This is a genomic window from Muricauda sp. MAR_2010_75 (assembly GCF_000745185.1).
In the GTDB taxonomy this organism is placed as follows: domain Bacteria; phylum Bacteroidota; class Bacteroidia; order Flavobacteriales; family Flavobacteriaceae; genus Flagellimonas.
The window spans coordinates 2,395,914-2,414,066 of record NZ_JQNJ01000001.1; the positions used below are offsets into that span (position 1 = coordinate 2,395,914).

Annotated in this window: 15 protein-coding genes; 4 read left to right on the forward strand and 11 right to left on the reverse strand. The window is 42.9% G+C overall.

The window, feature by feature from the left end:
• Positions 1–61 precede the first annotated feature (61 nt).
• The 10 genes from FG28_RS10650 to FG28_RS10695 form a co-directional block, all read right to left on the reverse strand.
• Positions 62–745 carry a hypothetical protein gene (locus FG28_RS10650; protein WP_036382635.1) on the reverse strand — a complete coding sequence of 228 codons (684 nt, stop codon included), beginning with the start codon at positions 743–745 and terminating at the stop codon, positions 62–64.
• Positions 746–838: 93 nt separating this feature from the next.
• Positions 839–1,867, reverse strand: a complete 1,029-nt coding sequence (locus FG28_RS10655) for an alpha/beta hydrolase (protein WP_051947274.1) — start codon at positions 1,865–1,867, stop codon at positions 839–841.
• 62 nt (positions 1,868–1,929) lie between these two features.
• Positions 1,930–2,700, reverse strand: coding sequence for a HEAT repeat domain-containing protein (locus FG28_RS10660; protein WP_036382637.1), 771 nt, complete (start codon positions 2,698–2,700; stop codon positions 1,930–1,932).
• 181 nt (positions 2,701–2,881) lie between these two features.
• Complete coding sequence (locus FG28_RS10665; RefSeq protein ID WP_036382639.1) at positions 2,882–3,484, reverse strand: short chain dehydrogenase; 603 nt, start codon at positions 3,482–3,484, stop codon at positions 2,882–2,884.
• A 228-nt stretch (positions 3,485–3,712) separates the two neighbouring features.
• Positions 3,713–4,537, reverse strand: coding sequence for a thymidylate synthase (locus FG28_RS10670; RefSeq protein WP_036382641.1), 825 nt, complete (start codon positions 4,535–4,537; stop codon positions 3,713–3,715).
• A 43-nt stretch (positions 4,538–4,580) separates the two neighbouring features.
• Positions 4,581–4,940, reverse strand: a complete 360-nt coding sequence (locus FG28_RS10675) for a four helix bundle protein (protein WP_036382643.1) — start codon at positions 4,938–4,940, stop codon at positions 4,581–4,583.
• Positions 4,941–5,017: 77 nt separating this feature from the next.
• The gene (locus FG28_RS10680; protein WP_036382645.1) at positions 5,018–6,478 is read right to left on the reverse strand and encodes a NupC/NupG family nucleoside CNT transporter; all 1,461 of its coding nucleotides are present in this window, start codon (positions 6,476–6,478) and stop codon (positions 5,018–5,020) included.
• Between the two features lie 9 nt (positions 6,479–6,487).
• Positions 6,488–7,120, reverse strand: coding sequence for a bifunctional nuclease family protein (locus FG28_RS10685; protein ID WP_036382647.1), 633 nt, complete (start codon positions 7,118–7,120; stop codon positions 6,488–6,490).
• Positions 7,121–7,209: 89 nt separating this feature from the next.
• Positions 7,210–8,178, reverse strand: coding sequence for an electron transfer flavoprotein subunit alpha/FixB family protein (locus FG28_RS10690; RefSeq protein ID WP_036382649.1), 969 nt, complete (start codon positions 8,176–8,178; stop codon positions 7,210–7,212).
• 76 nt (positions 8,179–8,254) lie between these two features.
• On the reverse strand, positions 8,255–9,001 hold the full coding sequence (locus tag FG28_RS10695) for an electron transfer flavoprotein subunit beta/FixA family protein (protein ID WP_036382651.1): 747 nt from the start codon (positions 8,999–9,001) through the stop codon (positions 8,255–8,257).
• A gap of 156 nt (positions 9,002–9,157) precedes the next feature.
• Here FG28_RS10695 and FG28_RS10700 point away from each other — a divergent pair, with 156 nt between their 5' ends.
• The 4 genes from FG28_RS10700 to FG28_RS10715 all read left to right on the forward strand — a co-directional run bounded on the left by FG28_RS10700 (position 9,158) and on the right by FG28_RS10715 (position 15,909).
• Positions 9,158–10,150, forward strand: coding sequence for a pyruvate dehydrogenase complex E1 component subunit beta (locus tag FG28_RS10700; RefSeq protein ID WP_262491882.1), 993 nt, complete (start codon positions 9,158–9,160; stop codon positions 10,148–10,150).
• Positions 10,151–10,307: 157 nt separating this feature from the next.
• Positions 10,308–12,803 (forward strand): DUF5686 family protein, encoded by a 2,496-nt coding sequence (locus FG28_RS10705; protein ID WP_036382655.1) that lies wholly within the window; start codon positions 10,308–10,310, stop codon positions 12,801–12,803.
• 74 nt (positions 12,804–12,877) lie between these two features.
• Entirely contained in the window at positions 12,878–13,405 is a 528-nt protein-coding gene (locus FG28_RS10710; protein WP_036382656.1) for an inorganic diphosphatase, read from the forward strand.
• Between the two features lie 113 nt (positions 13,406–13,518).
• Complete coding sequence (locus tag FG28_RS10715) at positions 13,519–15,909, forward strand: sodium-translocating pyrophosphatase (RefSeq protein ID WP_036382658.1); 2,391 nt, start codon at positions 13,519–13,521, stop codon at positions 15,907–15,909.
• A gap of 70 nt (positions 15,910–15,979) precedes the next feature.
• Here the strand turns inward: FG28_RS10715 and FG28_RS10720 are convergent, their stop codons facing one another.
• Positions 15,980–18,088 (reverse strand): PQQ-binding-like beta-propeller repeat protein, encoded by a 2,109-nt coding sequence (locus tag FG28_RS10720; RefSeq protein WP_051947275.1) that lies wholly within the window; start codon positions 18,086–18,088, stop codon positions 15,980–15,982.
• Positions 18,089–18,153: the final 65 nt, after the last annotated feature.

An 18,153-nucleotide genomic window follows, 5' to 3' on the forward strand; every position in this document is an offset into this window, starting at 1 on the left:
CTTACTGTATGGCAATTAAAGAGGTAAAGTCAGGTATAAGTATTGCGGAAAGATTTGTGCTCTATTCTTTCTCATCCGCCAAAGGTGAGATCATAATGTGAGCTCGATGCGTTCCGGGATTCATGATCCAAGGATGGTTGGGTCCAACCGGGTTTTCGGGAAGTCCTGTGGATTCGGCAGTGGCAAAGGGTAAATAGACGACATAGCGGTATTTTGCGCCTTCCACTTTATGGGTTTCAGGATCATAGCGATCATTGGGGCCATAATAGATGTGAAGGGTGGCCCCTGGTATCCCCATATCCAATTGACCTGATTTTGCCTCTTCCTCCCGAATATCGAAAATTTCGGGCCCTGTTTTTCCCTCGGCACGCAGTTCCCGACCTCTTGCCATAAAAGGTTCCAGGCTTTTGTGGTAACACGCTGCATTGAAACCCGATTTTTTAGGGTCGTCTGCAAGTACTATAAATTCGTTATCCCCTTCCCGGAGTGTTACAAACTCCCCATCCATATTGTAGCCAATAACTTTGCATCCAGCCCGACTTGCTTCAGGGGCGGCCATTAGGGAGGTTGCAATCAAGGCTTCTTCTGTATCAATGGCCACGTAGTTGGTTTTGGCTTGTGTTGCGGTGCTGTCCTTTACGGTTTCGGTTGCTGTGGTTTCGCTGTTTTCGTTTTTGTTTTTACCAGAAGAATTACAGGAAATTAAAACTCCGGCTAAAGCAACTGCGACTATGATTCGTTTCATTTTTTAGGATTTAATAATCCGTAATTGGCATCATTACGATTGTTTTTAAAAGATACCACTAAATTTTTAATGGTGAGCACCTTTTGCACTGTCTTATAAGTGTTTGGTCAAAATTTGGTACAGTTTATCCACTACTGCTTCATTAAATCCATGGGCAGCATTGGGTATCAGAAAATAATCCTTTTTTGGGGCTTCTATTTTTTCAAAATAGGGCTTACTGACTTCTTTTGAGGTTAAAATGTCCTCCTCTCCCTGTACGTAGTACACCGGAATTTCAAAGTGGGTCGCATTGGTATTGAAATCAATAGCGGCTGCCATGGATGCTATGTTAAGTTTTTTATGGCCTGCAAAATGAATGAAGGAATAATCATCACCTTCATACCTATGCTTGGCATCTTCCTCATTGTCATACTCCGAAGCAACGTTGAACCAACCATTCGGTGGGGCCGCGGAGTTTTTGGCTTCGTATTTTTTTATTACCCGTAGCAATTGCCCCAACGTTTTGGCGCTTTCGTACGGTGGCGGGCCAATGGCGTTGAGCATGTCCAAATTTTCGGTATCGTTTTCTTTTTGGGCCAACTCTTGTACTTTTTCATAGGCAGCGGAAATATTGTCCGAAAAGTTTACAAATTGTGAATGTCCTACATACGCTTGGAACAATTCCGGGTTTTTATGAACCATTTTGGTGCCCAGAATGGAGCCCCAAGACGTACCCACCACTATGATTTTCTCCTTGTTTAGATATTTGAGAAGGTATTTTGTGAGTGCTATACCGTCTTCCGCCATCAGTTCCACGGTGAGCGGGTTTTCCATCCAAAACTCCTCGATATTTTCTGAAGGGGCGTTTTTCCCATAGGTCCTTCCGGCTCCCCGTTGATCCCAATTCACGAGAACAAATTCCTTTTCCCAACCTTTGAACATGCTGTTTTCAAATTGACTCATGGTGCTGCCTGGGCCGCCATGAACGAAGAGGACCACGGGATTTTCTGTATCGTCTCCTTGTATGGTGACCCACTGCTCTATCCCTCCAATATTGACATACATGGCTTCATCGATACTTTTTTCTTGGGAGAAGCACGCAAAGCACGACAAAGCAAACAGTAGTTTTGTATATTTTTTCACGTTATTTTATTTAAAAATTTCTCAAAAATTAGGTAAAAGTATTGAAATACAAAAAGATAGGGTTAGGTATCAAAAGGACGATAATGTTTTTCAATATACACGATGGCCTCTTGTTGCGTTAGGGCAGCAAAGTTTTTGTAGCGTTCATGTACATCAACAATCTCGTCAATGGCCTTTTCCACAAGTTCTTGGTTATCCCAAGTATTGAGTTCCTTTATTACCGTCTCCAAACATCCTTTTTTATAGGCGATTTGACCTAACACATGGATTAAGGTATTTCTAACCCTTGCGGTTTGGTCATACTGCAACTCTTTGAGCAATGGGAGAATGTCTTGAGGGTGTTTTCGGCCTCTTAACTCAATGCCGTGACAAATTTCTCGCCGTATTTCCTTGTTGGGGTGATGAAGATACCGTTTGGCCCATTCTAAAGTGGGTATTGGGTTTTTATCGGACATTTTCTTAATAGATCCTATCACTGCATTTCTTACAGAATGATGGGGGTCAAATAATCCTTGGTCAAAAAAGTTGCTGACCAAGCCAAAGTCGGTTATTCCCAATTCCCCAGCCGCATTGATAGTGGTTTGTCGGACTTTTTCCGAATCTGATTCAATGAAATTTTTAAGCTTATCAATGATAGCGGACTGAAGTTTAGGGTGTGCCTTAAACAGTTTGCCAATGGATAAATAGGCTGTTTTACGGATGTAGGTATCCTCATCCGAAAAATAATCGAGAATATAATTTTCTTCGTTCGCTGAAATGTCGGATAGAATATTGTTTTTGATTTTTTCAACCCGTTTAACACGTTCTTCCTTTGATAAATCGTAGAATCCCATAGAATGATTATCTAATTTGTTCGCAAAGAAGTCAAAATCATCGATTTACCTCTAACCATGAAGTTACAGATGATGGAGGTCAAAGAAGATACCACTTAATTTTTAACATATTTTCCAAATGGGAAATATAATGTTGGGTAATGGAAATCAGTAAATTATGCCAATCACTGTCAAAAGATGCTCATTCATAAACTCTAATAATTTCACCATTTCCTTTGCCAAGAACGCTTCTCACATACCCATTGACCACCTTTTTCATGGGTACGGGGTTGTGTCCGGGAAAATAGTCCTTGTATTTATCGTATGCATCCTCAACCATTCCAGATGAAACCACGTTGACCCTGATGCCGTTTTTAATTTCAAGAGCGACGGCCTTTACAAAACTATGTATTCCACCATTGACCATGGATGCACTTGCTGTTTTTACGACGGGCTCGTCTGCCAAAATACCCGTGGTCAATGTTAAGGATCCCCCAGGGTTTAAATAATTTTGCCCTATTCTTACCAAATTTACCTGTCCCATTAATTTGCTGTTTAGCCCAATATGAAAATCGTCTTCGGTGAGTTGATCAAATGGGGCCCATTTGGCTTCTCCAGCAATACATAGGATAGCATCAACCTTTCCTATTTTTTCAAACATTTCTTTTATAGATTGGCTATTAACAATATCAACCGTAACATCGCCCTTGGTTCTTCCTGCTACCAAAACCTCATTGTTCTGTGAAAAGTGAGAGACAATGACTCTTCCTATGGTTCCAGCACCTCCAATAATCAGTATTTTCATAGTATTTGCTTTAAGTTGTGTCCAACGTGAAATCCAAAACTGTAATCACTTATGAAATAGAACTCACGCTGAGGTTATCCCATTATATTTATATATAGAGAATTATAGAATTGTTTAATTAAAAGTCCAAGACAAATATATCTATAATTCTAGATATGTAAAAATAAATATTGCGGAATACCTATTTGAATGTCTTAACCAGTACTAAAGCAATGATTTATCAGAATTCTAGACCGCTACAACCCCTTTGATGTGTGGGTGTGGGTCGTAGTTCAACAGCTCAAAATCGTTAAAAGTAAAGGCAAAAATGTCTTTTGCCTCAGGGTTTAGTTTCATGGTAGGCAAGGGGCGTGGTTCCCGACCCAATTGCAGGTGCACTTGCTCCAAATGGTTGTTGTAGATATGGGCATCTCCAAAAGTGTGGATAAATTCTCCGGGTAAATAGCCGCAAACTTGGGCCATCATTAGGGTGAACAATGCGTAGGAGGCAATGTTGAACGGTACACCCAAAAAGATATCGGCACTACGTTGATACAGTTGGCATGAAAGTTTGCCATCGGCCACATAAAATTGAAAAAAGGCGTGGCAGGGGGGGAGTGCGGCCTTTCCATTGGCCACATTTTGTGCAAAGGAAACTGAAGTATCCGGCAAAACACTGGGATTCCAAGCAGAGACCAACATTCGACGACTGTTGGGGTTGGTTTTTAAAGTTTCCACTACTTCCTTGATTTGGTCAATTTCCTCACTGTTCCAATTGCGCCATTGGTGACCATAAACCGGGCCTAAATCACCATTATCATCGGCCCATTCGTTCCAGATTCGGACTCCGTTTTCTTGAAGGTATTCAATGTTCGTGTCCCCTTTTAAGAACCACAACAACTCATGGATGATGGATTTGAGGTGTAATTTTTTGGTGGTCACCATTGGAAATCCCTCAGAGAGGTCAAATCGCATCTGATACCCAAAAACGCTCAAAGTTCCGGTTCCGGTGCGGTCGCCCTTGGCGTTTCCGTGTTCCAACACATGTTTAAGAAGGTCGTGGTATTGTTTCATAGTGGGGTTAAAGTTAAAGGGTTATGCGTAAAGGGGCAATAGGTCAATGGTTTGACTTATTATATTTTATTAACGATGAGATACGTTTTTGTAACCGTTGTGTTTTTTCTAGAACAATACTGATTTCATCACTTGTAACAAACTCTAAATCTTCACAAAGTAGCAAATGGGTTTCAAGCTCGTAGGCAGAACCTAAACTGATTTGAAGAAATCGAACAAAATCTTTATCGGAATATTTGGCACAGCCTTCAGCTATATTGGCCGGAACTGAGATTACGCATCTATTGATTTGGGCCGTTAAACCAAACTTTTCTGACTTCGGAAGTACTTTTGTTATTTGGTAAACTTGCTTAACCAAAATTCTGGCTTCCTGCCAAACCTTCAACTCTCGAAAATTTCTCATAGCAATAACCGCTTTTAATTCTCAAGGTCGATTTATATACTTTGGTTAACGGCTTATACCTTTAACCATTCACCCTACTACCCTAAAATCATCCCCGCAATGGTAGCAGACAATAAAGAAGCCAAAGAACCGCCCAAAACGGCTTTCATGCCAAATTCTGACAATACTTTACGCTGACCGGGTGCCAAGGAGCCGATTCCTCCAATCTGTATACCAATGGAAGCAAAGTTGGCAAATCCACACAGCATATAGGTGGCCATGATTACTGATTTATTGTAGGCAAAATGAAGATCACTGGTCACAGCTTTCAGTTCAGCCAATTGAATGTAGCCCACAAATTCACTGGCGGCGAGCTTTATACCGAGCAATTGTCCCATAAGCATAACATCTTCATTGGCCACACCGATGAGCCACATCAGTGGAGCGAAAATGGTTCCCAAAATAGCTTCCAACGAAAAGCTGTCGTAAGGGGAGTTGGCGGCAATCCAGCTGTTGAAAGTGGTCAAATCGCCCAACCAGCCCAAAATACCGTTGATCATTGCAATAAAGGCGACAAATACCAAGAGCATAGCACCCACATTAAGGGCAAGCTTTAAACCTTCGGTGGTACCATTGGCAATGGCGTCCAAGATGTTGGCACCAATTTTTTCTGAGGACACCTTTACGTCGGTATTTACAGCCTCAGTCTGGGGATATAATATTTTTGAAATGACAATGGCTCCTGGTGCTGCCATCACAGAAGCGGCCAAAAGGTGTTTTGCAAAGACCAAACGCAATACAGGGTCATCACCGCCCAAAAATCCAATGTAGGCGGCCAGTACAGCTCCGGCTACAGTGGCCATCCCCCCGATCATCACCAAAAGGATTTCGGACTTGTTCATTTTTTCCAAATAGGCCTTGATGAGCAATGGGGCCTCCGTCTGACCCAAAAAAATATTTCCAGCCACGGATAAACTTTCCGCTCCGGATATTCCGAGTGATTTGGATAGCAACCAAGCCATGCCCTTTACCACTTTTTGAATGATGCCCAAATAGAACAGCACCGAAGTCAAAGCGGAAAAGAAAATTATGGTAGGCAATACTTGAAAGGCAAAAATGTACCCGAAGGTGTCCATATCAACGACCAGCCCTTCAAACAGGAATTGACTTCCTGCCCGGGTAAAATCAAGGATACTGACAAAGACTTCGCCGATTTTTTCAAAAATATATTGTACAAAAGGGACTTTGAGAACACCAATGGCAATCAACAATTGAAGAGCAAGACCAATGCCCACGGTTTTCCAATTGATGGCCCTTCTATTGGAACTAAACAAAAAAGAAATCAGAATTAAAACGGCCATGCCCAAAGCGCCTCTCCAGAGGGTGTTGACGGAAAATCCTTGGTTGGGAATCATCTCTGGGGCATTCTGAACCGAAATGTCATTGATGATAGTGGTGCCAATGGCGGTGTTGAGGGAATCGGTGGGGAGTGTATTTTGGCTGAGGGCAACCGTACAAACGAATACTAGTGTCAGGAAACTCAAGGTCTTTTTCCCCATGTATTTGATTTATTTACGCTTGGAAATTTCGTCCCGTAATTTGGCAGCTTTTTCGTAGTCCTCGCTGGCCACTGCCTTGTCCAATTCTTTGTGGAGCTCCTCCAGCGACATTTCACGATAGCCATGGGAACCTGGTCCGGATTCAATCTCTACTGCTTCACCTTCCTGAAGGATTTCATCAACCACTATACTGTTGTCGTCATCCTCATTTTCATCTTCTTTGGAAGAAAATTTGAGAAAGATTCCTGCTTTGTCCAAAATGGTCCTGTACGTAAATATGGGTGCATCAAACCGTAGCGCCAATGCAATGGCATCACTGGTGCGTGCATCTATGATTTCCTCTTCCTTATCACGCTCACAGATGATGCTGGAATAAAATACCCCATCCACCAATTTATGGATAATGACTTGCTTTACCACAATTTTAAACCGGTCCGCAAAATTCTTGAACAAATCATGGGTAAGGGGTCTGGGCGGTTTTATTTCTTTTTCCAATGCAATGGCAATGGACTGCGCCTCAAATGCACCTATAACAATGGGAAGCTTTCTGTCCCCTTCAACCTCATTCAAAATAAGGGCGTAAGCACCATTCTGGGTTTGACTGTATGATATTCCCTTTATTTTTAACCGTACTAAGCTCATAATCTCCTCCTAAACCAAAAAGGGCTGTTCAAATAAGTGGCTTTAACCGTTATCTGAACAGCCCCTTGTTAAGGGCAAATTAACAAAATTTAAGCGTTTTGGGCTTTAAATTCCTTTAATTTTTCGATGAGTTTGGGTACTACTTCAAAGGCATCCCCAACAATTCCGTAATCAGCGGCCTTAAAGAAAGGAGCCTCAGGGTCGTTGTTGATGACCACTTTGGTTTTAGAGGCACTCACCCCAGCCAAGTGTTGAATGGCCCCTGAGATACCAATGGCAATGTACAAATTGCTGGCTACGGGTTTTCCGGTTTGCCCCACGTGTTCGCCGTGTGGACGCCACCCCATATCGGAGACAGGCTTGGAGCAGGCCGTTGCCGCTCCCAATACTTTTGCCAATTCCTCGATCATGCCCCAATTCTCAGGACCTTTGAGTCCACGTCCTCCCGAAACCACAATGTCAGCATCGGCAATGGAAACCTTTCCAGCCACTTTGTCCACTTCAATGGACTTGGTAGAGAAAGCATCATCTGCCAAAGACGGACTAAAATCCTCAACCGTTGCTGAGGTGTTGTTCTCCACAGCTCCAAAGGCGTTGTTGGAAACCCCGATGACCTTTACATCGGCGGTAATTTCGGTATGGGCAAACCCTTTGTTACTGAAAGCGGTCCGTTTCACTACAAAAGGTGAGGTGCTATCGGGGGCCGCCACCACGTTGGGCACATATCCTCCGTTTAATTTTGCCGTAAGGATGGGCGCCAAGAATTTGCTGTCGGCACTGGAACTAACAATAATGACCTTGGCCCCTTCGGCTTCTGCGGCCTGTGCTAAGGCACTGGCATAGGCTTTGGCATTGAAGGTGGCCAATTGGTCGTTGGATATTTTTAAAACTTTGGAGACTCCATAATCGCCCAGTGATGCATTGTCCTCCACATTGAAAGTAACCGCGGTAACGCTGGTTCCCAAGTCTTGGGCCACTTTATGGGCATAGGAAGCCACTTCAAAAGCATTTTTTTTGAATTTTCCTTTTTCTGATTCGGTATATACTAGTACTGACATAATTTTCTAAAATTTCAATTTTTCAAATCCCAAATTCCATAAGCTTGGTATTTGGTGCTTTGCATTTGAGTTTTGATTAAATCACTTTAGCTTCGTTGTGCAATAAATCGACCAATTCCCCAACATTGTCCGCATCCACTAATTTAACTGGACCTTTGGGTGCCGGTTTTTCAAACTTTTGGTCTTGGGTAGGCTGGGATGCATCCACAGGCTCAACCACATTTAAGGCCTTCTTTCGGGCCATCATTATGCCGCGCATGTTGGGAATACGAAGGTCGCTTTCCTCAACCAATCCTTTTTGGCCACCGATCACCAGTGGCAACGAAGTGCTTATTTTTTCCTTTCCACCATCAATCTCACGAATGGCGGTAGCGTTTGTGCCATCGACCTCTAAACTGATGCAGGTATTTACAAAGTTCATATCCAACAAAGTGGCCAAGATGCCAGGAACCATGCCCCCGTTATAATCGATGGATTCCCTGCCCGCTATAATGAGGTCGTAACTGCCATTTTTTACCACTTCGGCCAATTGTTGGGCCACGAAGAAACCATCAGTGGGTTCGGCGTTAACCCGAATGGCCTCATCGGCACCAATGGCCAATGCCTTTCGGATGGTGGGCTCGGTCTGTGCACCACCCACGGTGGCCACATGAACCTCGGCGCCCTGTTTTTCCTTGAACCACATGGCACGCGTCAGTCCAAACTCATCATTGGGATTTATAACAAATTGCACCCCATTGGTGTCAAACTTAGTATCGCCTTCCGTAAAATTGATTTTGGAAGTAGTATCCGGTACGTTGCTTATGCAAACTAAAATCTTCATATATACTTTAGGTTTATGGTTTCAAAGATAGCTATTAAATTCTAAATTTATTATGCATGCATAATAAATTTTGTTCTTTTTTTTGATTGAAGTCAAAGGATTGTTCGTGTAGTTTTTGCTATTTTTGCTTGCGTTTTTAAGCACACTAACGAATCTATTTATCACCAGTTAATGAAAACACTACAGTTTAGGGAAGCCATTGCAGAGGCGATGACTGAGGAAATGCGAAGGGATGATACCATTTATTTGATGGGAGAGGAAGTGGCCGAATACAATGGGGCCTACAAAGCTTCAAAAGGAATGTTGGATGAATTTGGACCTGAACGCGTTTTGGACACCCCCATTTCTGAGTTGGGATTTGCCGGTATCGGTGTGGGTTCTGCCATGAACGGTAACAGACCCATCATAGAATTTATGACCTTCAACTTCTCATTGGTGGGAATAGATCAGATCATCAACAATGCGGCTAAAATCAGGCAAATGTCTGCTGGTCAGTTTCCATGCCCCATTGTTTTTAGGGGTCCTACTGCTTCTGCTGGACAATTGGCAGCAACGCACTCCCAAGCTTTTGAAAGTTGGTTCGCCAACTGTCCTGGATTAAAGGTGGTGGTGCCCTCCAATCCTGCTGATGCCAAAGGTTTGTTGAAATCAGCCATTCGTGATGACGACCCTGTTATCTTTATGGAATCGGAGCAGATGTACGGTGACAAAGGTGAAGTTCCGGAAGGAGAGTATACCATTCCATTGGGTGTGGCCGATATCAAAAGAGAAGGCACCGATGTGACCATTGTTTCCTTTGGGAAGATTATTAAAGAAGCGTACAAAGCAGCCGATGAATTGGAGAAAGAAGGCATTAGCTGTGAAATCATCGATTTGCGTACCGTGCGTCCCATGGATCACGACGCCATTCTTACATCAGTAAAGAAAACCAATAGAATGGTAATTTTGGAGGAAGCATGGCCTTTTGGCAATGTGGCCACCGAAATTATATATCAAGTTCAGGATAAAGCATTCGATTATTTGGATGCACCCATCGTAAAACTCAACACAGCAGATACCCCTGCGCCCTATTCCCCGGTGCTTTTGGCGGAATGGTTGCCCAATCACGAGGATGTGATCAAAGCTGTTAAAAAGGTTTTATATAAATAAACTTGGTTATATTTGTAAGGTATTTGGGCCTCATCGACTTTCGTTGATGGGGCTTTTTTAAGGAAACAGCTTTTGATAAAAAATTACTTTTAGTCAAATTTAACCGAAGTAAAACAGAAAGACCTCATGGTTTTTCAAGTGTCCCATATATCAAAACATGAAGAGATTCCTTGCCGTATTCTTTTTCCTGTCTTTTTTGGCTCTTTCTGCCCAAACCAAGGTTGGAGGCATTGTTTTGGATGAATCGGGCGAGCCCGTTGCCTTTGCCAATATCATTTTTAAAAACTCATCTGAAGGTACGATCACCAACGATAACGGACGTTTTTATCTGGAATCCGATGAGACATACGAAGCTGTTACCGTTTCCTTTATAGGCTATGAGACCATGGAAGTGACCTTACCTCAAAAAGTAAACTACGGTCTGGAAATAGTGCTGACCGAATCCATGGAGCAATTAAAGGAAGTGGTGGTGTATACGGGAAAACAATCCAAAAAGGACAATCCGGCCATAGATATTCTCCGGAAAATTTGGGAAAAAAAGCGGGAGAACGGGGTTCGGATGTTCAGACAATATGAGTATGACAAATACGAAAAAATAGAGTTTGACCTCAATACCATTGACAGTGCCCTAATTCAAAGTAAGTTGTTCAAAGGACTGGAATTTATGTTCGAGGATTTGGATACCTCCCGGGTTACCGGAAAAACCTACCTGCCTTTTTTCTTGAACGAGAACTTTTCCAGAGTCTATGGTGATAACACCATAAACAAGGAAAAAGAAGATGTATTAGGGAACAAGAGTTCCGGTTTCGAAGGCAACCAGGCCATAACCGCTTTTGTGGAAGACCTCTATACAGATTACAATATTTACGACAACTACCTACGGTTTTTTGATAAAAGCTTTACCAGTCCACTGTCCAAAACCGGGATCGACACCTATAACTATGTACTTTCGGATAGTACTTTCATTGATAATAAATGGTGTTATAACATCATCTATTACCCCAGACGAAAGAACGAACTTACCTTTAAAGGGGATTTTTGGGTAAACGATTCCACCTTTGCGATCAAGAAGATAAATATGCAGGTCACCAAAAGTGCCAACATCAACTGGGTAAAGGAGATCTATATTGAACAGGATTTTGATGTGGTGAATGATTCGGTTTTTCTATTGAAAAGAGATTACATGCTGAGCGATTTTGCCTTTTCCAAAAAGGAAAAATCACGTGGAGTGTATGGAAAACGAACTACGGTCTTCGATAATTACAAGTTCAATACCAACCATCCCGAAGAGTTTTACAAGTCGGAATCGGACCCCTATGACCCAAGGGTCTTTGCACGGGACAGCACCTTTTGGAAAAATGCCCGATTGGAAACCCTTAATGATGATGAATCTGGGATTTTTAAACTGCTTGATACCCTAAAAACCGTACCCAAGTTCCGGACCTATTATGACATTGTGAGTATTTTGGGTTCGGGCTATGTTGAAATAGACAAGTGGAACCTGGACATTGGGGATATTTATAGCACATTTGGTTACAATGATGCCGAAGGAATTCGGCTTAGGGGAGGAGCCCGGACCTATTTTGGTCAGAACGATCCTTGGCGCTTGGAGGGTTATATGGCCTATGGATTTGATGATCAAAAGTTTAAGCACGGGTTTTCAGGGAAATTTCTGCTGGATAGAAAAACCCGTCTTATTGTCTCTGGCGGAAACCGGAGGGACATTGAACAATTGGGACTTAGTCTGACCAGTACCAATGATGTTTTGGGACGAAGTATTGCTTCCTCTTCATTGGTAACGGTGGGTTCGAACAATCGTTTGACCAATATTAATCTGTCTACCCTTAACTTTGAGATGGAACCGGCCAAGAATTTTAGGATCAGTTTGGGAGGGTCATTCCGAACATTGAGTTCGGCCTTGCCCGATGCGTTCAGTTTGGATTATGTTGATTTGGAATCCCCTACCGGGATATCATCAGAAGTAAGGCAATTTGACCTCAATACAACGCTGATTTATACACCGGGCAGGCGAACTATTGGCTATGGGGTGGAACGGGTGAATATAAACGACGACCACAGCACGCTAGTGCTCAACTATACCAAAGGTATCAACGGTTTTTTGGAAAGTGATTTTGATTACGAGCGAATCCAGTTTTCATACCGACAACCATGGCAGGTAGGCGGTTTTGGACGACTTACCAGTAGCGTGGAATTGGGCAAGACTTTTGGGGCGGTACCACTTTCTCTTTTGAGTGTAATTCCCGGGAACCAGACTCTGTTTTCGTTGTACAATGCCTTCCCCAATTTAGATTTTTATGAGTTCGTGACAGATACGTATGCCACCGTACACTTGGAGCATAACTTTAATGGAAGGCTGTTTTCAAGGATTCCAGTGCTCCGTAACTTCAACCTTAGGGAAATTGTGGGATTACGTGGAGCCTGGGGGCAGCTCTCCGATGAAAATAAAGCCCTTAGTGCACCTAGCAATATCCCTCTTATGGCGCCAGAAGATCAAATTTATTGGGAGTATTCCTTCGGAGTGGGCAATATCTTCAAGATTTTTAGAATCGATTTCAATTTTAGGGGAAACTACTTGGATAACCCAGATGCCCGACCATTTGGGATTACAGGAACCTTCGGATTTAATTTTTAATTAAAGGAAAAAGACCAATTTCCTTACCCAATTCCAGTAATACGGGCTATTTTTGCAAAAACAAAACTTCAAAAATGTCCAAAAAAGAACCTCTTACTTTTGATGTATTGATTGAAATTCCAAAAGGTAGCCGAAACAAATACGAATACGATTTTACACTACATAAGATCAGGTTTGATCGTACCCTCTTTTCTTCCATGATGTATCCCGGTGATTATGGCTTTATTCCAGAAACACTCGCATTGGATGGGGATCCGTTGGATGTTTTGGTCCTATGTACCGAGCCAACCTATCCTATGGTGGTTGCCGAGGTGAAGCCCGTGGGGGTCTTCCACATGACTGATGAAAAAGGGCCAGACGAAAAATTGATTTGTGTGCCCGTTTCGGACCCCATTTGGAGCAAAAGGGATGATATTAGTGAACTCAACCCACACAGATTAAAGGAAATAGAGCACTTTTTTCAAGTGTACAAAGACTTGGAAAAAAAGAAGGTCGATACCGGCGGTTGGGGCGATGTCAATGAAGCCATAGCCATTTATCACGAATGTGTGAAACGCTATGAGGAAAGTGAGCACAAAAAGAAACGAACCTATACCATATAGATAACATAGGCCTAGAATTTATGCGCTTTTAACAATCAAAAGCGCATTTTTTTTATTACTTCGTATTTTACTACATTAGCTGCCATTAAAAAATTCTTAAATAACTACAAACTATGGATTTGATCATAAAATTTTTGCCCGTATTTGGTATTCTGGGCTTGCTGTATGTGATTGTAAAGAACGTATGGATTTCTAAACAGGAAGTCGGGGATGAAAAGATGGCAAAAATTGCCAAGAACATTGCGGATGGGGCAATGTCATTTCTAAAGGCTGAATATAAGATTCTTAGCATTTTCGTCATCTGCGTAGCCGTTTTATTGTTCTTTAAAGGAAGCAATGAAGCAGGTTCAAACGGTATGGTTGCCTTTTCCTTTATTGTTGGAGCCATTTGTTCGGCTTTGGCTGGTTTCATTGGAATGAAAGTGGCCACAAAAGCCAATGTAAGAACTACAAATGCCGCTAGAACCTCTTTGGGCAAAGCATTGGAAGTAGCCTTTGCTGGTGGTGCTGTTATGGGGCTTGGTGTTGTTGGTCTTGGTGTTCTTGGTTTGAGTAGCTTATTTTGGTTGTATCAGGAAATGTGGCCAGGTGCAGATAATTTATCAATGGTCTTAAACGTACTTACAGGATTTTCCATGGGAGCTTCATCCATAGCCTTGTTTGCCCGTGTTGGCGGCGGTATTTATACCAAAGCTGCTGATGTAGGAGCAGATTTGGTTGGAAAAGTAGAAGCAGGAATACCTGAAGATCATCCATTGAACCCTGCAACCATTGCTGATAACGTAGGAGATAACGTAGGTGATGTTGCAGGTATGGGTGCCGACCTTTTTGAATCATACGTGGGCTCCATTATCGGTACAATGGTTTTGGGAGCATTTATCATAACCCCTGATTTTGAAGGATTGGGTGCCGTATATCTTCCATTGGTATTGGCCGCTGTTGGTATCGTCATGTCAATCATTGGATCTTTCTTTGTAAAAGTAAAAGATGGAGGAAATCCACAGACCGCCTTGAATATTGGTGAGTTTGGTTCGGCCATTTTAATGGTTATCGCTTCTTATTTTATAATTAATGCCATGATTCCTGAAGCTGTTGATGGCTTGCCATACGGGGCAATGGGAATTTTTTGGGCAACCATTGCAGGTCTTGTTGCCGGTTTGGGTGTTGGTAAAATAACCGAATATTACACAGGTACTGGAACTAAACCAGTGAGTTCAATTGTGCGTCAATCAGAAACTGGAGCCGCAACAAATATTATTGCAGGTCTTGGAGTAGGTATGATGTCAACCATGGTTCCAATTTTGTTGATTGCAATCGCTATTTTGGTTTCGCACCATTTTGCAGGCCTTTACGGAATTGCGATTGCTGCCGTGGGAATGTTGGCAAATACAGGTATCCAATTGGCCGTTGATGCCTATGGACCCATTTCAGATAACGCTGGCGGAATTGCAGAAATGGCAGAATTGCCACACGAAGTTCGTGAACGTACCGATAAATTGGATGCCGTTGGGAATACGACCGCAGCCATTGGTAAGGGTTTTGCCATTGCTTCGGCTGCTTTGACCGCTTTGGCATTGTTTGCCGCATTTATGCAGGTTGCACACGTTTCGTCCATTGATGTTTCAAAACCGAAGGTAATGGCCGGTCTGTTGATTGGTGGAATGCTTCCTTTTGTATTTTCAGCCTTATCAATGAATGCTGTGGGACGCGCCGCAATGGCCATGATAGAAGAAGTCCGTAGGCAATTTAAAGATATTCCACAGCTGAAGGCTGCTTTGACCGTAATGAGAAAGTATGATTCGGACATGTCTAAGGCAACTACCGAGGATAGAGCTATTTTTGATGCCGCTGATGGACATGCCGATTACCAAAAATGTGTAGAAATTTCCACGAAAGCCTCTATCAAGGAAATGGTTTTACCAGGATTGTTGGCCATAGCGGTACCTGTTGCCGTGGGCTTTATTGGAAAAGCGGAAATGTTGGGCGGATTGCTGGCCGGTGTGACCACTTGTGGAGTGTTGATGGCAATTTTCCAATCCAATGCCGGTGGAGCATGGGACAATGCAAAGAAAATGATCGAAGCCGATGGTCGAAAGGGTACAGATGCCCATAAAGCTGCTGTAGTTGGTGATACGGTTGGAGATCCTTTCAAAGATACTTCTGGACCTTCCTTGAACATCTTGTTGAAATTGATGTCCGTTGTGGCCTTGGTAATCGCGCCAAGTTTGGTAAGCTTATCACCAGGAGATGAATTGAGCATGGTTAAAGAAAATGGAACCGTTATCACCATTTCTGAGGAAGGCATGAAGGAAACCAAGACCATCGAGAAAAAGTTTACCGTGGAAATCAGTAATACGGCTGATGGAACTTACAAAGCTATCGTAACATCAAGCTTTGAGGATGATGGAGAAGTAATGGATGAAGTAAAAGAGTTTGAAGCTAATTCCAAAGAAGAATTGGAGCAAATGATTGAAGAATATAAAAGTGCTAAGGCAAAGAATTAGCGCTTGCTTTTAAACATCAAAAGCTGAAAAAACCACGCCTTGGCGTGGTTTTTTTATTTCAGCATCAACATTATTCCAACGCAAATGCCACAATTTGATCACCCGGTTTTGTGCCCAATTTTTCACCGCCACAGGCAATGGCGATGTACTGTTTGCCGTCAACCTCATACATGGCAGGCGTGGCAAAGGCGGGAGCAGGTAATTTATATTTCCAAAGTAATGCTCCGGTATTTTTATCAAAAGCCCTTAAATGGCCATCCACAGTCCCAGCAATGAATAGGAGTCCATTTTCAGTGACCACAGGGCCTCCGTAGTTGGCACTTCCCGTAATGGGGTCATCCTCTGCTCTTACTTCGGGCATATCACCCAAGGTAATGGACCATAAAAAGTCACCCGAATTCAAATCTATGGCATGCATGGTTCCCCAAGGCGGGCTTATTGCCGGAAAACCTTTATTGTCCTGAAATCGGGAATACCCTTTAAATTTATATGGCAAGGGGTATCCTTGTGAAGTTCCTTCAGCGACAGCCTCACTTTTTTCATCAAAAAGAAATTGAAGCAAGGCCTCTTTTTCATCCTCGGGAATCTGAGGAAACCCGGTCATCATTCCTTTTCCGTTGGCAATCAATTCGGAAACTTCCATTTTGGTCTTAGATTCTTTTATATTGATAAGGGAAGGATAACCGCTGGAAGCCATTCCTTTTCGGTCTTTCTGATGGCAGATCACACAGTACCTGTTATAAACGATTTCACCCAAGGACGTATCTTCAGCTATTTCTTCATTTTCTACCATCTGAAGGTACCATGGAATCTCATTGGAATTCACATAAATGATACCGTCCTCTGGGTCGGCACCAGTACCTCCCCATTCTGCGGCACCATCAAGCCCGGGAAAAAGTACATTGGGTTCCAAGCTAGGAGGAGCAAATTCCCGTTTATCCATATTGCGTATGATCTCTTGAAGTTCTTCTTTATTTTCCGCATACGGACTTATATCAGCCTCTGTTAAATCTTTGGCCAATCTGGCAAAAGGCTTCGGTTTTACGGGAATGGGTTGGGTGGGCCATGCTTCCTCACCATTCAAAGTGGAAGCAGGGACAGGAACTTCCTCAATATCAAAAAGCGGTTCACCCGTAGCGCGATCAAATACATAAACATAGCCTTGCTTGGTAACTTGGGCCACGGCCTTTATCTTCTTTCCATCCCTTTTAACAGTAATGAGGTTGGGTGGAGCAGGGAGGTCCCGGTCCCAAATGTCGTGATGAACCAATTGAAAATGCCAAATTCGCTCACCAGTCTTGGCATTTAAGGCCAACAAGGTATTGGCAAATAAGTTGGAGCCATTTCGTTTTCCTCCATAAAAATCTGGAGAAGCAGAACCTGTTGGAATATAAATTATTCCTGTTTCTTCATCAAGGGTCATTCCAGACCAATTGTTGGCCGCCCCAACGATATCACTTTTGTATGCATTTTTGTTTTTCCATGTGTCATAGCCTTGTTCATTGGGATGTGGGATTGTGTGAAAAACCCATTCCACATCACCTGTGATGACATTAAAGGCCATAACATTCCCCGGGGCAGAGCCTACATCCTCACCCAAGCGAATAGGCATAATAATTAGGTCCTTGTAAATGGTTCCGGGGGTGTTGGAAATCAAAAACTTATTTTTGGCCGAATTGGGCATGCCGGTATGAAGGTCAATTTTTCCGTTATCACCAAAAGTGGAAATGGGTTTGCCCGTTAAGGCATTGATGGCATACAGATTGGGTCCGGCCGTGTACAGAATTCGCTTGTCATCGTCTTTGGACCAATAGGAAACGCCCCTACTGGTGGATAAATTCAGCCGAAGGGAATCGCCGAAGCGCCATAACTCTTTTCCAGTTCCCGCATGGATGGCCACGGCCCGAAGTGCTGCGGTAACGCCGTACATGATGGTATCAACCACAATGGGGTTCATTTGCATTTGACCGCTATCCCTCGTGGAATAGGACCATGCCAGTTTAAGGTTTTTTACGTTCTCCTTATTGATTTGTGACAAAGTGGAGTAGTGGTTTCGGTCCGGACCACCCAGATAGGATGACCAAGTGGTATAGTCTTTTTTGGGTTGCTCCTCTGAGAGTTCACAACCAAAAAAAAATAGCCCTAGGGGTAGCAATAGGAAAAATCGGAACGTTTTCAAGTTTGTTAGGTTTAAAATGTAGTGCCTTCTAAACTACTAAAAATAGCCAAATAATTGGGTGACAG

Bases quoted from the DNA above. Each gene is read 5' to 3' on its own strand.
- FG28_RS10705 (WP_036382655.1), top strand. From the start codon at position 10,308: ATGAAGAGATTCCTTGCCGTATTCTTTTTCCTGTCTTTTTTGGCTCTT.
- FG28_RS10715 (WP_036382658.1), top strand. From the start codon at position 13,519: ATGGATTTGATCATAAAATTTTTGCCCGTATTTGGTATTCTGGGCTTG.
- FG28_RS10710 (WP_036382656.1), top strand. From the start codon at position 12,878: ATGTCCAAAAAAGAACCTCTTACTTTTGATGTATTGATTGAAATTCCA.
- FG28_RS10650 (WP_036382635.1), bottom strand. From the start codon at position 745: ATGAAACGAATCATAGTCGCAGTTGCTTTAGCCGGAGTTTTAATTTCC.
- FG28_RS10665 (WP_036382639.1), bottom strand. From the start codon at position 3,484: ATGAAAATACTGATTATTGGAGGTGCTGGAACCATAGGAAGAGTCATT.
- FG28_RS10660 (WP_036382637.1), bottom strand. From the start codon at position 2,700: ATGGGATTCTACGATTTATCAAAGGAAGAACGTGTTAAACGGGTTGAA.
- FG28_RS10670 (WP_036382641.1), bottom strand. From the start codon at position 4,537: ATGAAACAATACCACGACCTTCTTAAACATGTGTTGGAACACGGAAAC.
- FG28_RS10685 (WP_036382647.1), bottom strand. From the start codon at position 7,120: ATGAGCTTAGTACGGTTAAAAATAAAGGGAATATCATACAGTCAAACC.
- FG28_RS10675 (WP_036382643.1), bottom strand. From the start codon at position 4,940: ATGAGAAATTTTCGAGAGTTGAAGGTTTGGCAGGAAGCCAGAATTTTG.
- FG28_RS10690 (WP_036382649.1), bottom strand. From the start codon at position 8,178: ATGTCAGTACTAGTATATACCGAATCAGAAAAAGGAAAATTCAAAAAA.
- FG28_RS10695 (WP_036382651.1), bottom strand. From the start codon at position 9,001: ATGAAGATTTTAGTTTGCATAAGCAACGTACCGGATACTACTTCCAAA.
- FG28_RS10680 (WP_036382645.1), bottom strand. From the start codon at position 6,478: ATGGGGAAAAAGACCTTGAGTTTCCTGACACTAGTATTCGTTTGTACG.